The organism is Rhodopseudomonas sp. BAL398 (assembly GCF_033001325.1).
In the GTDB taxonomy this organism is placed as follows: domain Bacteria; phylum Pseudomonadota; class Alphaproteobacteria; order Rhizobiales; family Xanthobacteraceae; genus JARJEH01.
Genome location: NZ_CP133111.1, coordinates 339,877 through 353,841, shown reverse-complemented (window position 1 = coordinate 353,841; position 13,965 = coordinate 339,877). Strand labels below are relative to the sequence as shown.

The following is a 13,965-nucleotide window of genomic DNA, read 5'->3' as shown; positions in this document are numbered from 1 at the left end:
CCTCACTTATTGAGAAAATTCAGCGGCAGGCCGCCGCGCGGCCAATCCATCGCGATCAGCTCGCCTTTGCCGGACAACGTGATGTAGGCGGTCTTCAGATCGGGCCCGCCGAAGGCGATGTTGGTGGTGACGCGGTCGCCGGTCGGCACCTGCTCGACCACGCTGCCATCGGGCGCGATCACCGAGATGCAGCCGGAGACCAACGTGGCGACGCAGACATTGCCACCGGCCTCGACGCCGAGCGAGTCGAACATCTGGTAACCGCCGAGCCCGGCGATCGGCTTGCCCTTCTCGCCGCGATAGATCACGTCGCGCGGCTTGACCTCGCCGGGCGCGGTCAATTCGAACGCCCACAGCCGTGCCGTCGGCGTTTCGGCGGCGTACATCGTGGTCTCGTCCGGCGACAGGCCGATGCCATTGAGCGGCAGCGTGCCGAACACCTGTTCGGAGATCGCACTCATGCCGGGCTTGATGTAGTAAGCGGCGCCGACATCCATGTCGCGGGCGCGGCGCTTGCCGAGATCGGTGAACCACAGCCCGCCTTGTCTGTCGAACACCAGATCGTTCGGCCCCTTCAACGGATGCTCGCCGCATTTGTCGAACAGCGTCTCGACCGCGCCGCTGGCCAGATCGACGCGCTGGATCGAGCCGCCGATATATTCATGCGGCTCCGGCGCGCCGGGCATGATGGTGCCGCGAGACGGAAACCAGCCGAAGCCGCCATTGTTGCAGATGTACATCTTGCCGTCGGGTCCGAGCGCGGCGCCATTGGGACCGCCGGGAATTTTCGCCACGACTTCCTTGCGCCCGTCCGGCCACACCCGCGTCAATTGCTGCGCCCTGATCTCGACCAAAATGACCGAGCCGTCCGGCATCACCACCGGGCCTTCGGGAAATGCGAGATCGGTGGCGAGAACGCGGACGTTGGACATGAATCCTCCCGGAGATTTATTGTTGTTGGCGGGCGCGGACCCGCACGTCTTGCCCGGTCGATGTTACGCATGTCCGCTGGCATTGCCAAGCAAGCCAGCAATTCCGCCACGCGGGCTATCGCTTATTACTTCGCGTCGCTCTTGCCGGCATCCTTCGATGCGTCCTTCGATCCATCCTTGGCGGTCGATGCCGGCGCGGGCTTTTTCTGCGCCTCCTGCAGCTGTCCGACGGTGCTTTGCAGCGCGGTGATCGACGCCGTCAGCGCGTCGATCTGCCGGTTGGCGGCGTCGAGCTTGTGCTGATGATCGAGCGCCAGCTTGGCGATGCTCGCCTGCAGGAAATCGACATTGCTCTGCAGGCACGACGTGCGGCGCTGCATCGTCTTCTCGGCGGTGCAGATCTCGATGCCCGGCACGTCCTGCGCCGCGGCGCCTCCCGCGAATCCGGCGGACAACACCGCCACCACCATGCTCCGGCCGATCATCGCTCGCTCCTGCTGGTTAGCTGCCAATCGCAGCCAAGCGGCTTCGGGCTTGGCCTGTCAACAGGAGTCGCACATCAACCGCCTTGGCGCCGATTGCCGGCCGCCGTCATCCGTGAAAGACTCCGCGGATGGAAGAAAGCTTCGTCGAAGACTGTTTCGTCTATGTACTCGGCTGCGCCAGCGGCAGGCGCTATCTGACCTATGTGGGCTGGACGCTCGACCTCGACCGCCGCCTGGCCCAGCACAATGCCGGCACCGGCGCGCGCTCGACCCGGGGCCGCAGCTGGGTGCTGATCCACTCCGAACGCTTCACCACCCGGCAGCAGGCGATGAGCCGCGAATGGCACCTCAAGCGCGACAGGACGCTGCGCAAGCGGCTGGCCGCGCAGGCGAAGGGCAACATCCAAAAACCTCAATCCGGCGTTGAACTCACGGCATCCGTCACGCCAAGGTGACGGAGCCAGGCCGGGCCGGCAACGACTGCCGGCGCTTGTGGATTGGAGCGTCACCGATGGCAACGCGTGAACGACGGCTGGCCGAATTCAATGGCGACGGCGATCCCGCGCCGGATCAGGCGGTGCAGGTGCTGTGCGAGGATCATAGCGGCACCTATCAGCTGCCCTTCCCCTGCCAGCTGATCGACGGCGAGTGGCGCAATGCCGAATCCGGCAGCCGGGTCGAAGCCAAAGTCGTCGGCTGGCGGCTGCCGCGCTGGTAAGCGCTCCGGTCGCGAAGATTCCGTCTTGACGATCAGTCTTGCCGATCGGTGTCCCGGATTGCGACAGCAACCCTCCCCGATTTTAAGGTTTGGAACGCGTGCGGAACGAACCACGCCCGAATCGGCCGCGACGCCATGTTCTTCGCGTTCACCCGCCAGATCTGGCCAGAACTCCGTCGCCGCGCACCAAATGCAGCGCAGCCATGGGCGCCGCAATGATCTTTGCCCGCCGCAAATCTTAACCGGGCGGATCGGCCCTGCCCGCTTGGCATGCCGACCATCATCTGGCGCGTGGGATGATCGATGTCCCGGATTGCGACGCGATGTCGCGCCCGGAACGAAACCCGTCCGAATCGGCCGAATCTCCCTGTTCCGGCCGTTCACCCCCAACATCCGGCCAGGACCAGACGCGGCCGCGCAACATGCAGCAGCGCTGCCGCGTAGCTGCGACGCTTTGGCGGCGGCAATCGTTAATGGGCGGGGGATTGGGCGCTGTCCGCGATCGATGTCCCGGAATGGAACGCGGCTGCGGGCAACCGTTAAGGATTGGAACGCGGCCGGAACAAAGCGCGCCCGAATCAGCCGAAACACCATGTTCCGGCCGTTCACCCCCAACATCTCGGAAAGCAGTTCAAGAGCGAACACAAGATGCATCGACGCTGCAGCGAGTTTCACCCGCCAACTCATCGGTCGCGTTTACTATTCGGATCAGCGCGACCGGCAGCTGGAGGTCGCACAGCCTCGCGCGCGCCGCGCGCTTCAACCGATGCGGCCGGCAAAGAGCCGGCCGCTAACGACCCTCAGCTTGGCTGGCTGAACACCGTGACCGGCGGCAAGGGGCCGTCGAAGCGTTCGACTTCGGCGATGCCGGTGTGTCCGCAATTGCCCTGCGCGAGCTTTGAGGTCGCGATCCCCGTCATCAAGGTGTTGACGTCGCCATAGACGCAGAGGCTGCCGATCTCGCGCGGATTTTGCGGGTCGAACCAGCCGCCCTCGCTGATGCGGATCGCGCCGGGCATGATCTCATCGGTGATCTTGAGCCCAGCCAGCAGCTTGCCGCGGTCGTTGTAGACCCGGACGACATCGCCATCCTTGAGGTTGCGCGCCGCCGCATCCTTCGGGTTCATCCAGCACGGCTCGCGCCCGGCGATCTGGTAGCCCTCGCGAATGGCCGTGCCGCATAGCTGCGAATGCAGCCGCATCTGCGGATGGTTGGCCGCGACATGCAGCGGGTATTTGGCCGTCGGGCCGCCGATGCGCTCGATCGGCTCCATCCAGGTCGCGTGCGGCGGGCAGTCGTCATAGCCGAATTTGGCGATCGCGCTGGAATACAGCTCGAACTTGCCCGAAGCGGTGCCGAGCGCGTTGAGCAGCGGGTCGGCGCGGAAGTCGGCGTGGCGCACAAAGTCCTTCTGCGCCTCGCTGAGCGGGAACGCCAACGGCTTGTTGCCTTCCCAGAACACGTCGAACACCGGCATTTCCATGCCCTTGGCCCGCGACTCGATCTTGGCCGCCTCATAGAGGTTGCGGATCCAGTCGATCTCGGTCAGCCCTTGCGTGAAGGCGTAGCCTTTTCCCAGTCTGTTGGCGATGGCCGCGAAGATGTCGAAATCGTTGCGCGCCTCGAACACCGGCTCGACGATCTTCTTCATCGGCACGATGTGGCTCAACGCATAGTCGCCGACCTGCTCGATGTCGTTGCGCTCGTAGGACGTGGTGGCGGGCAGCACGATGTCGGCATGGCGGGCCGAGGCGGTCCACTGGACGTCGTGGACGATGAACGTATCCAGCTCGCGCCAGGCCCGCAGCATCTCGTTGCGGTCCTGCTGATGCGAGAACGGGTTGCCGCCGGCCCAATAGGCCATCTTGATCTTCGGCAGCACGATCTCGCTGCCATTGAACTGCATCGTCTTGCCGGGATTGAGCAGCGTTTCCACCAGCCGGGAGACCGGGATCGACACCGCGCCACTTTTCGCCAGCCACGCCGCGCCGTCGCTCTTCTGGCCCGAGGCATCGTCGACCGATTTGAGGATTGGCGTGGTGTGAGTCGGCGCGCCGCCCGACGAGTAGTGATAGCTCAGCCCGTAGCCGCCGCCCGGCAGGCCGATCTGCCCCAGCATCGCGGCCAGGGTGATCAGCATCCAGTGCACCTGCTCGCCATGGTGCTGGCGTTGCGTCGAATAGCCCAGCGCCAGCATGGTGCGCTGCTTGGCGAAGCGGCGCGCCAGGTCGCGCAGCGTGTCGGCCGGCAGGCCGCAAATCTGCGCGGCCCAGTCGGCCGTCTTCGGCGTGCCGTCGGTCTTGCCCAGCAGATAGGGCAGGAACTTATCGAAGCCGGCGGTGTAGCGGTCGAGGAATTTCTGGTCGTGCAGCCCCTCGGTGTAGAGCGTGTGGGCGATGCCCAGCATCATCGCCACATCGGTCTGCGGTCGCGGGGCCAGCCATTCGCCGTTCAGGGCCTGGCAGGTTTCGGTGCGGACCGGATCGATGCAGATTACCTTGGTGCCCGCCGCCTTCAGCATCGCGACGCCGGGCCAGGCGCCATGATCGGCGACCTGCCAGCTGATCTGCGAATTATTCAGCGGGTTGGCGCCCCAGAACACCATCAACTCGCAATTCTTGGCAAGATTGCTCCAGGTGGTGCACTGCTCGTAGACTTCGAGCGAGCCGGAGACGTAAGGCAGGATCACTTGCGCCGCGCCAGTGGAATAATCGCCGATGCTGTTGGTGTAGCCGCCGCCGGTGACGTTCAGCATCCGCCGCAACAGCGTCTGACAATTGTGCAACCGGCCGGGGCTCTTCCAGCCATAGGAGCCGGCGAAAACCGCCTGCCCGCCATAGGTCTTGCGCACGCGCGTAATCTCGCCGGCGACGAGTTCGATGGCCTTGTCCCAGCTCACCCGGACGAAATCGCCGGCGCCACGCCCGTCGGGATCGGCGCCGGGGCCTTTCTCAAGCCAGGCGCGGCGCACCATCGGGTAGCGGATACGCGATTGCGAATACAGCGAATCCATCACGCCGGGCAGCTGCGGCGAGGGATGCGGATCGTCTTCCCAGGGCTTGAACGAAACGGCGCGGCCATCCTCGACCATGCCGCGGAACACGCCCCAATGGCACCCCGACAGGATGCCCTGCGTCGGGGCCGCGGCCAGCGCGCCCCGGGCCAACAGCGGCAGCCCGGCCAATCCCAGCGCCGCAGCGGAGCCCTTGAGAAGGTTGCGCCTGGAAAGCGACGGGCCGCCCGGTGTCGTTCTGCTATTAAATGTCATGGCCTGTCCTTTCATGTCCCGACCGCAATGCCGGCCCACTCTTGGCCGTGCAGTCGAATATCCTGTTGTCGACCAACGCCCGGAAACTCCACGACCAGCAATGCCAACAGGAGTGCGGCCAAGGTCCCGTAGAAGCCGTCGCCATCGGCCTTGATCAGCGCGTCGGCAAAGCGCCCCACCCAGTGCAATTCGGCCAGCACGTCTTCAACGACGTCGGCGCGCTCCTGCCGCATCGCCTCGGCGAGGGCGGCAAGTTGAATGCCGAGATGATCGGGCATCTCGGAGCAATCATCGACAAGATGCACATCAAGCCGGCGCAGAATCGCCTGCATCCGTCCGACGGCCGGCCCGCAGAGGCGTCCCGTCCCGTCCCACACGCTGGCATAAGGCGGCAGGCAGCGCTGGTGAAAGATCCCCTCGAACAGCGTCGTATGCCGGCGTTGCAGCGCCGCGGCGACCTCCGTGGCCGCGCCATCCGTCATCAGATGACGCAGCCTGTCGATCTCCTCTTGCCGGGCCAGCAAGGCGCCGAACCCGTCCAGCACGTCCTGAGCAGACCGCGCGCGCGCGGCCTCGACCATCGCGGTGTCCGGCGGCGTCAGGATCTGCGCCGCCAGCCACTCGGCCACCAGCGCGAGGTCCGCCGGGCCGGATGCATTCTCGACAATCGCGTTCATTTCGCCGCCGCCTCGCTCGGGTTGAGATCCTTCGAGTGGTTCTGCAGATAAGCCAGGATCAGACGGTACTGATCGTCGTTGAACGAGGTGAAGCGGCGCATCGCCTTCAATGTCCCGATCCATTGATTGGCGGTGAAGTGCTCTTGCTGCGGCAGCACGTGACAGGCCGAACAGGTGGTCTGGAACGTCTTGTGGCTATAGGCCCACACCGCGGCGCGATCGGTGTTCAAGCCGTTCGCATCCGACCACAGGGTCAGTGCGACAGGCGTCCAGGTCTGGCCGGTGTCGGCGTCCTTCTCGGGCGTCCCGCGGGTCACCTTGGCGGCGGCATCGTTGGACAGCACCGCCATCATCACGCGCTGACCCTTGGCCTGATAGATGACGCTGGTAGCGCCCTCGGTCTGCCAGCCCTTCAGCGTCAGCTGCGTCTTGTCGCCGTCACGCTTGACCACCGTGACCTCGGCGCCGCCCAGGAACTTGCCCTGCGCTTCGGTCGATCCACCGACATCGGCGGCGGCGAGCCATGCATTCTTGGTTTCGACGACGGTCGCCTGATTGCCCTGCTTGATCGCCGCCGGCGCCAGCGCTGGCAATTTCGGCGCGGCCCGCACCCAATCTTTCAGCATCACCAATTGGTCGGTACGGTTCGGCTCGGGAACGCCGGGCGCGGGATGATCCGCGGCGGGAAGGTGCTTGATATAGAGCGCCATCGCCTGCACGTCTTTCAACGGCAACTGCGAGGTGTTCTTGATCACTTCTTCCATGTCACCGGCCGCGGTGCGGCCGATCGGGCTCACGCCCGTATGCAGATAGTTGGCGATCGACGCCGCCGACCAGTAACCGATTCCAGTCTCGTCCGGGGTGATGTTCGGAAACCAGCCGGTGCCATCGGTGTTCGGCCCACCCGCATAGCGCATCTTGGCGGGAACATTTCCGGCGATGGTCCGCGGCGAATGGCATTCGGCGCAATGGCCCGCGGCTTCGACCAGATACTCACCCTGATGATAGGCCGTGGCATCGACATTCTTCGGCACCGGTCCGGGCGCGAACGGCTTGCCGTCAAGAAAGGCCAGCCGCCAGACGCCGACGCCGCGGCGCAGGTTGAAGGGGAATTTCAAATCGTGGTCGGCCACCACATTCTGTTGCGGCGGCAGCGACATAAGATAGGCATAGAGATCGCGAACATCGGTGCCCTTCAGCCGCTGATAGGATGTGTAGGGAAACGCCGGATAGAGATTGCGCCCGTCCGGCCACAACCCGCCCGGGCCGACGCCCTGGCGCAGCGCGCGATCGAACTCGGCCAATGTCCAGTTGCCGATGCCGTGCGTCTTGTCGGGCGAGATATTGGGCATATGAAAAATGCCGAATTGCGTGTCCAGCGCCCGGCCGCCACCAAGGACCGTGTGCTTGTCCTGCCCCGGCGTCGCGTGACAGGTAGCGCAATCGGACGCGACGAAAACCTTGCGGCCATTTTCGAGATCGGCGCCCTGAAGCGCGGGAAGATCGCGACTGGGATGAATCAGCGACCAGGTCCAGGGCGATGTCAGAACGACAAAGCCGACACCGGCCAGCACGATCAGGCCGCCTCCGAATTTGAGGAGGGATCCTCGCTTCAAAGTCATGGTGAGTTACTCCATCGGAGATGTGCGGGTCGTCTGCTTGGACGACCCCTAAGACGTTTCGCAGGCCCGTGGGTTGTTCTCGATCAAGGGGCGCGGAAGAATCCCTCCACCTCAACCATCTGTGAACGCGCGGCGGATTGGATTTGCTGAGGGCTTGTTCGGCTCCCGTCGAGCCGCCCTGGAATTAACACGCTTACGTTGGTCGACCTGCAACATTCAACCTGGCAGGCCGCCGAGGTGTCGGCGTCGACTCTCACGAGACGCATTTCCGTCCACCAGCGGCGTAGTTGTGGTCGACGTCAATGATTATCTGACCGGCGCGCTGCCTGCGTGACTCGATGTCGCGATATGGGACTGGGTTGCGCGCGCATATTAACGATTCGAACGCGACCGGAACGAAACGCGCCCGAATCGCCCGAGCCGCGCTGTTCTCGCCGTTCACCCCCGACATCTCGACATTACGCGGTGGCCGGCCACAAGATGCGTCGACGCCCGCGTCGGCATCGACCGGAATCGGGCGTCAAAGGTTAACGGCAGAACCGCAGGATGAATTGACGGCAGCCGCTGCCTAAAATTCGACCTCGAGCTCCTCGATCTCGGCCGGTTCGTTGAGCGCGGCCGCGATCCATTCCTGCATCTCGGGCAGCGCCATGATCATGTCGGCATAGCCGGTGGTCTCGGAATCCAGCTTGACGTCATAGGTCTTGAACCGGGTCACCACCGGCGCATACATCGCATCCGCCATGCTGCACGCGCCAAACAGGAACGGGCCGCCGGATTTGCTCAGGCACGCGCGCCAGATCGTGCAGACCCGATCGATGTCGGATTGCGCCCGCGACCAGATCTTGAAGCCCGGGAAATGACCCTTCAGATTGACCGGGAGCGAGGCCCGCAACGTGGTGAAGCCGGAGTGAACCTCGCCGCAAATCGACCGGCAATGCGCCCGCGCGATCCGCTCGGTCGGCAACAGCCCGGCATGGGGCATGATTTCGTTGAGATATTCGGCGATCGCCAGGGTGTCCCAGACCTCCGCGCCATCGTGGCGCAGGCACGGCACCAGGATCGACGACGACAGCAGCAGGATCTCGGCCCGCGCCGCGACGTCATCCGGTGCGGTGACGATCTCGTCGAATTCCAGCCCGGAGAATTTGGTGAGCAGCCAGCCCCGCATCGACCATGACGAGTAGTTCTTGCTGCTGATCGTGAGCGTGGCCTTGGCCATTTCCATCTCCCTGCACCAACCGTCGCGCCGTCGCCGGCCAAGCTGGACCGCAATTCGTTCGTTCTCAAGGCGTCCGCCACACGTTCAACCGGGCAAACCAGCAATCCGTGTGCCAAACCGAACAGCAATGTGACGTCGAACTGGCTTCCATATTGCATGCCCCGGATCCGGGGGCGCGGGAATGATGTCAATGATGTATCAGACCTATCAGAACCATATGGATCTGACGGCGCCGTGGCGCACGGGCGCCGCCGAGGCGCTGAAATTCCTGAACCTCATGCCGGCCGGCGTCTCCCGCAAGAATTTCGGCCGGCTCGCCGCCGCGCTGGAGCTGATTTCGCGATCGTCGCTGACCTATCGGCGCCCGGCCTATGACATCAAGCCGGTGATCGTCGGCAACCGCGAATTGGCGGTCACCGAAGCGGTGGTGTTTGCCACCGCCTTCGGCTCGCTGCTGCATTTCAAGAAGGAGAACGCGCCGGAGCAGCCGAAAATGCTGCTGGTGGCGCCGATGTCGGGGCATTTCGCGACGCTGCTCCGCGGCACGGTGCAGACCCTGCTGCAGGATCACGACGTCTACATCACGGACTGGCACAATCCGCGCGACATTCCGCTCAGTGCCGGCGGCTTCAGCCTGTCCGACTACACCGATCATTTGATCCAGTTTCTCAACGTGCTGGGGCCGCGCGCCCATATGGTGGCGATCTGCCAGCCCTCGGTGTCGGCGCTGGCCGCCGCCGCGATCATGTCGGAGGACAATCATCCGGCGCGGCCGGCCAGCCTGACCCTGATGGCCGGGCCGATCGACACCAGAATCCTGCCGACCAAGGTCAACGACTTCGCCAAGAGCAAGCCGATCAAATGGTTTCAGGACAATCTGATCAATTACGTCCCGGTGCAATGCAAGGGCGCGTTGCGCAAGGTCTATCCGGGCTTCATCCAGCTCACCGCCTTCGTGTCGATGAATCTGGAGCGCCACATCAAGTCGCATGTCGACCTGATGGATCATCTGGCCAAGGGCGAGACCGACAAGGCCGACATCATCAAGACCTTCTATGATGAATACTTCGCCGTGATGGACCTGCCCGCGGAGTTCTACATCGAGACCGTGCGCGACGTGTTCCACGAGCATCTGCTGCCGCGGGGCCAATTGATGCATTATGATCGCCCGGTGAATCTCGGTGCCGTGAAGCGCATGGGCCTGATGACCGTCGAGGGCGAAAAGGACGACATCTGCGCGATCGGCCAGACCCTGGCGGCGCAGGATCTGTGCACCGGGGTCCGCCCCTATCGCAAGGTGCATCACATGCAGGCCGGCGTCGGCCATTACGGCGTGTTCAGCGGCCGCCGCTGGAACAACGAGATCTATCCGCTGCTGCGCGACTTCGTCCACGTCAATGCGTGACGCCAGCGTGGAGCATTTCAAGAGTTTGCGACGGCCTTGGAGGCTGACCTGAAAAGCGATCAATAGATCAAGCCTTCAAGGTCGTCCAAAGTCGTCGTTGCGAGGAGCTGTTGCGACGACGCAACCCAGTCTGTGCTTGGCGCCCCTGGATTGCGTCGCGGTCGGACGGCGCGATGCGCCGTCCTCGGCTCGCAATGACGATTGGCTTCTTTTTCAGTCAGCCCCTCACGCCGCCCCGCGGGTCAGCTTCAGCACCTTGTTGCGATGGGCCACCGCATCCTTGGCGGCGGCGGTCTGGGTGAAGATTGCCAGTTCGTTTTCGTCCTCGGCGGCCACCGGGGTCATCGCCTGATCCATATAGGCCAGCCGTTGCGGATCGCGCGCGATCCGCAACGCGAGTCGACTGAGCCGCCATGCCGTCGCCGCCACCCCGCCGGTCTTGCGCGCCAGTTCGAGCCCGAGCCGCGGCCAGAACAGCAGCGCATTCTCGCGCGGCAGGCCGGGCCGGCGTTCGGACGGATGCCGCAGCCGGAAGATGCCGCTTTGCAGCGGATGCACTTTCTCCAGCGACACCATCAGCGAGAAGATCAGCAGCAGCTTGACCATGCTGCTCAGCTTGATCCCGGTGGCGGCGGCGCGCCTGAGCAGGGTCTCGGTATGGGCCGGATCGTAGTAATCGCGCCAGATCTCGTGGTAGATGCCTTCCCACTCGCGCGCCGACATTTTGGGATGCGCGGTGCAGATATGTTCGATGTCGTAATTGTTGAAGTCCGGGTCCATCGGCACCCCGGCCCTCCACAGCTTTTGGTGATCCTCCGACCCCGGCAGCGGCGTCAGGCAGAAGAACTCCAGAATATCGACCGGCAATTCGCGCTTGATGATGGCGATGTCGGCGCGAATGCTGTCCGGCGTATCGAACGGAAAGCCGAGAATATAGCCGGCCAGCGTGATGATGCCCTGCGCCTTCCAGGCCAGCAGCATGGCGCGATATTCGGTGATCTTGTTCTGCCGCTTCTTGGCCTGCAGCAGGTTTTCCGGATTGATGCTTTCCAGCCCGAGAAACACCCGGGTGACGCCGGCGCGCTTGGCCTTCTCGACGAAGTTCGCAATCTTGTGGCACAGCGTATCGACCTGGATCATCAGCCCGAGCGGAATCCCCTGCTCTTCCTTCAGCCAGATCAAGCGGTCGAGGATCGCTTCCCAATCCTTGTTGCGGGCGAAATTATCGTCGGTGATGAAGAATTTCGAGACGCCCTGCCGCCAGTTCTGCCGCACCAATGCTTCGATATCGTCCGGCGAGCGAAACCGCGACTTGCGGCCCTGGACGTTGATGATGGTGCAGAACGAGCATTGATATGGACAGCCGCGCCCGGCGTCGAAGCTGGTCGACAGCCCCAGCGTGCGCTTGACATTGGCCAGCGGCAGATACGGCACCGGCGTCCCCTCGATCCCCGGCAGATCGGCAAGGTAGTTATAGACCGGCTGCAATCGGCCGGCGGCGGCGTCGCGCAGCAGCATATCCATGCGACCCTCGGCCTCGCCGGCGAAGATCGACACCCCGATGTCGCGGCAGGCGTCGAGATCACCGGCCTTGCCGTCGAGCATCGACAGGCAGCCCGAGACGTGAAAGCCGCCGATCGCGACCGCGATCCCGGCGGCGCGGAACGGCCGGGCGATATCCAGCGCGCGCGGATATTGATTGGTCTGCACCCCGACCAGCGCCACCATCCCGAAATGATCGTGATCGGCCAGCCGCTTCAGCAGTTTGGGAATGTCAATTCGGGTGTTGAACTCATCCATCGCCGTGATGTCGATCTCGGCATCCGGCCCGAGCGCGCCGCGCTCGGCGCTTTCGACCGCGATGCCATAGACGCTCGCCAGCGAATTCGACGGGATGGTGGCGCGCCACCAGCGGATCACATAGCCATCATCGCGGTAATGCGAGGGCTTGATCAGTAACAGTTGAAAGCGGCGTCGGGCGCTTGGCGTGGTGATCGGCACCAGTCCTCCTCCGCAAAACGGCAAGGGCAACAGCTCGCCGCGAATATCGCTATGCGGCAGTGTTGCCGATGCGGGAGTAAGCCGCAAGCCCAATCGGTCCCCGATGTATTACAAAGCGTGTCGGATCATGGCCGAATATGGCAGCTGGTAACCGACCAATCGCCGCGCCGACGAATGGAGCGTCGTCTCCTATCGTTCACACGAGGCAGGCACGATCGCAGAGTTCGTCATTGCGAGCCGAGGGCGGCGCAAGGCGCGGCCCGACAGCGAAGCAATCCAGGAGCTGCAAGCAAACACTGGATTGCTTCGTCGCTTCGCTCCTCGCAATGACGGATGATTGCGGGTGAGCTGTTCGGCACACGATGAGTCAGCCGTTACGACGCCAGCGCCGTCATCTCGGCATAGAGGTCGGATTTTCCCTCGAAGCCGATACCGGGTAGTTCCGGCATGGTAATCGTACCGTTCTCGACGCGGACGCCATCCGGAAACCCGCCATAGGGCTGAAACAGATCCGGATAGCTCTCATTGCCGCCGAGCCCGAGGCCGGCCGCGATATTCAGCGACATCTGATGGCCGCCATGCGGAATGCAGCGGCTGGCTGACCAGCCATGGGCGACCAGCATCGCCAGCGTGCGCTGATATTCGCACAATCCGTAGGACAGCGCGCAATCGAATTGCAGCCAGTCGCGGTCCGGCCGCATCCCGCCATGGCGGATCAGGTTCCGGGCGTCCTGATGGCTGAACAGATTCTCGCCGGTCGCCATCGCGCCCGGATAGAATTCGGCGAGCGCCGCCTGCAATTGATAGTCCAGCGGATCGCCAGCCTCCTCGTACCAGAACAGCGGATAGTCGCGCAGCATCTTGGCATAGGCGATCGCGGTCTCCAGATCGAACCGGCCATTGGCGTCGACCGCGAGCTGGGCCTGGCCGCCGATTTCAGTCAGCACCGCCTCGATCCGCTGGCGGTCCTCGTCGAGCGGCGCGCCGCCGATCTTCATCTTGACGACATTGTAGCCGCGATCGAGATAGCTGCGCATCTCGCCGCGCAGCATCGACAGGTCCTTGCCCGGATAATAATAGCCGCCGGCCGCATAGACGAACACGTTCGGGTTCGCGGTCTTGCCGTGGCGTTCGGCCAGCAGCCGGAACAGCGGCTTGCCGGCGATCTTGGCGACCGCGTCCCACACCGCCATGTCGATAGTGCCGACCGCGACCGAGCGCTCGCCATGGCCGCCCGGCTTTTCATTCGCCATCAAGGTCGCCCAGACCTTGTCCGGATCGAGATTGTCGCCAGCCGCATCGCGCAGCGTGTCGGGCGCGGCCTCCAGCAGCCGCGGCGCGAAGCGCTCGCGGATCAGCCCGCCCTGGCCGTAACGGCCGTTGGAATTGAAGCCGTAGCCGATCACGGGCTTGCCGTCGCGGACCACATCGGTCACCACCGCGACCAGGCTGGTGGTCATCTTGGAGAAGTCGATATAGGCGTTGCGGATCGGCGACGCGATCGGCCTGGTGATTTCGCGGACATCGACGATGCGCACCGACATGGTGGTTCCAGCTCTTCCTGATTGCGATCAACTAAGTGCGCCGCGTTCACCCGTCATGGCGAGGAGCGAAGCGACGAAGCAATCCAGCGG

The 13,965-nt window shown here is 64.0% G+C and carries 11 protein-coding genes; 3 read left to right on the top strand and 8 right to left on the bottom strand.

The window, feature by feature from the left end; all coding sequences use genetic code 11:
* Positions 1-2: 2 nt before the first annotated feature.
* Together RBJ75_RS01560 and RBJ75_RS01555 are read right to left on the bottom strand one after the other, a co-directional pair.
* Positions 3-932 (bottom strand): SMP-30/gluconolactonase/LRE family protein, encoded by a 930-nt coding sequence (locus RBJ75_RS01560; protein WP_044416456.1) that lies wholly within the window; start codon positions 930-932, stop codon positions 3-5.
* A gap of 125 nt (positions 933-1,057) precedes the next feature.
* Positions 1,058-1,417, bottom strand: a complete 360-nt coding sequence (locus RBJ75_RS01555) for a hypothetical protein (protein WP_044416458.1) — start codon at positions 1,415-1,417, stop codon at positions 1,058-1,060.
* Between the two features lie 128 nt (positions 1,418-1,545).
* Between RBJ75_RS01555 and RBJ75_RS01550 the strand changes: the two genes are divergently transcribed.
* Positions 1,546-1,872 (top strand): GIY-YIG nuclease family protein, encoded by a 327-nt coding sequence (locus RBJ75_RS01550; protein WP_044416460.1) that lies wholly within the window; start codon positions 1,546-1,548, stop codon positions 1,870-1,872.
* A gap of 56 nt (positions 1,873-1,928) precedes the next feature.
* Positions 1,929-2,135, top strand: coding sequence for a hypothetical protein (locus RBJ75_RS01545; RefSeq protein ID WP_044416462.1), 207 nt, complete (start codon positions 1,929-1,931; stop codon positions 2,133-2,135).
* A gap of 800 nt (positions 2,136-2,935) precedes the next feature.
* On the opposite strand, the gene torA is transcribed toward RBJ75_RS01545, so the two are convergent.
* The 4 genes from torA to RBJ75_RS01525 form a co-directional block, all read right to left on the bottom strand.
* Positions 2,936-5,404 carry a trimethylamine-N-oxide reductase TorA gene (gene torA / locus RBJ75_RS01540; protein WP_044416470.1) on the bottom strand — a complete coding sequence of 823 codons (2,469 nt, stop codon included), beginning with the start codon at positions 5,402-5,404 and terminating at the stop codon, positions 2,936-2,938.
* Positions 5,405-5,415: 11 nt separating this feature from the next.
* On the bottom strand, positions 5,416-6,081 hold the full coding sequence (locus RBJ75_RS01535) for a molecular chaperone (protein ID WP_052629032.1): 666 nt from the start codon (positions 6,079-6,081) through the stop codon (positions 5,416-5,418).
* The gene (locus RBJ75_RS01530; RefSeq protein ID WP_044416464.1) at positions 6,078-7,703 is read right to left on the bottom strand and encodes a c-type cytochrome; all 1,626 of its coding nucleotides are present in this window, start codon (positions 7,701-7,703) and stop codon (positions 6,078-6,080) included. The genes RBJ75_RS01535 and RBJ75_RS01530 overlap by 4 nt, the downstream gene beginning before the upstream one ends.
* 568 nt (positions 7,704-8,271) lie before the next feature.
* Positions 8,272-8,925, bottom strand: a complete 654-nt coding sequence (locus tag RBJ75_RS01525) for a glutathione S-transferase family protein (RefSeq protein WP_044416466.1) — start codon at positions 8,923-8,925, stop codon at positions 8,272-8,274.
* A 181-nt stretch (positions 8,926-9,106) separates the two neighbouring features.
* On the opposite strand from RBJ75_RS01525, the gene RBJ75_RS01520 reads away from it, so the two are divergent.
* Complete coding sequence (locus tag RBJ75_RS01520) at positions 9,107-10,330, top strand: polyhydroxyalkanoate depolymerase (protein ID WP_152647850.1); 1,224 nt, start codon at positions 9,107-9,109, stop codon at positions 10,328-10,330.
* 225 nt (positions 10,331-10,555) lie between these two features.
* Here RBJ75_RS01520 and RBJ75_RS01515 read toward each other — a convergent pair whose 3' ends face one another.
* Positions 10,556-12,331 carry a B12-binding domain-containing radical SAM protein gene (locus RBJ75_RS01515; protein ID WP_044414393.1) on the bottom strand — a complete coding sequence of 592 codons (1,776 nt, stop codon included), beginning with the start codon at positions 12,329-12,331 and terminating at the stop codon, positions 10,556-10,558.
* Between the two features lie 374 nt (positions 12,332-12,705).
* On the bottom strand, positions 12,706-13,875 hold the full coding sequence (locus RBJ75_RS01510) for a mandelate racemase/muconate lactonizing enzyme family protein (protein WP_276156660.1): 1,170 nt from the start codon (positions 13,873-13,875) through the stop codon (positions 12,706-12,708).
* Positions 13,876-13,965 lie beyond the last annotated feature (90 nt).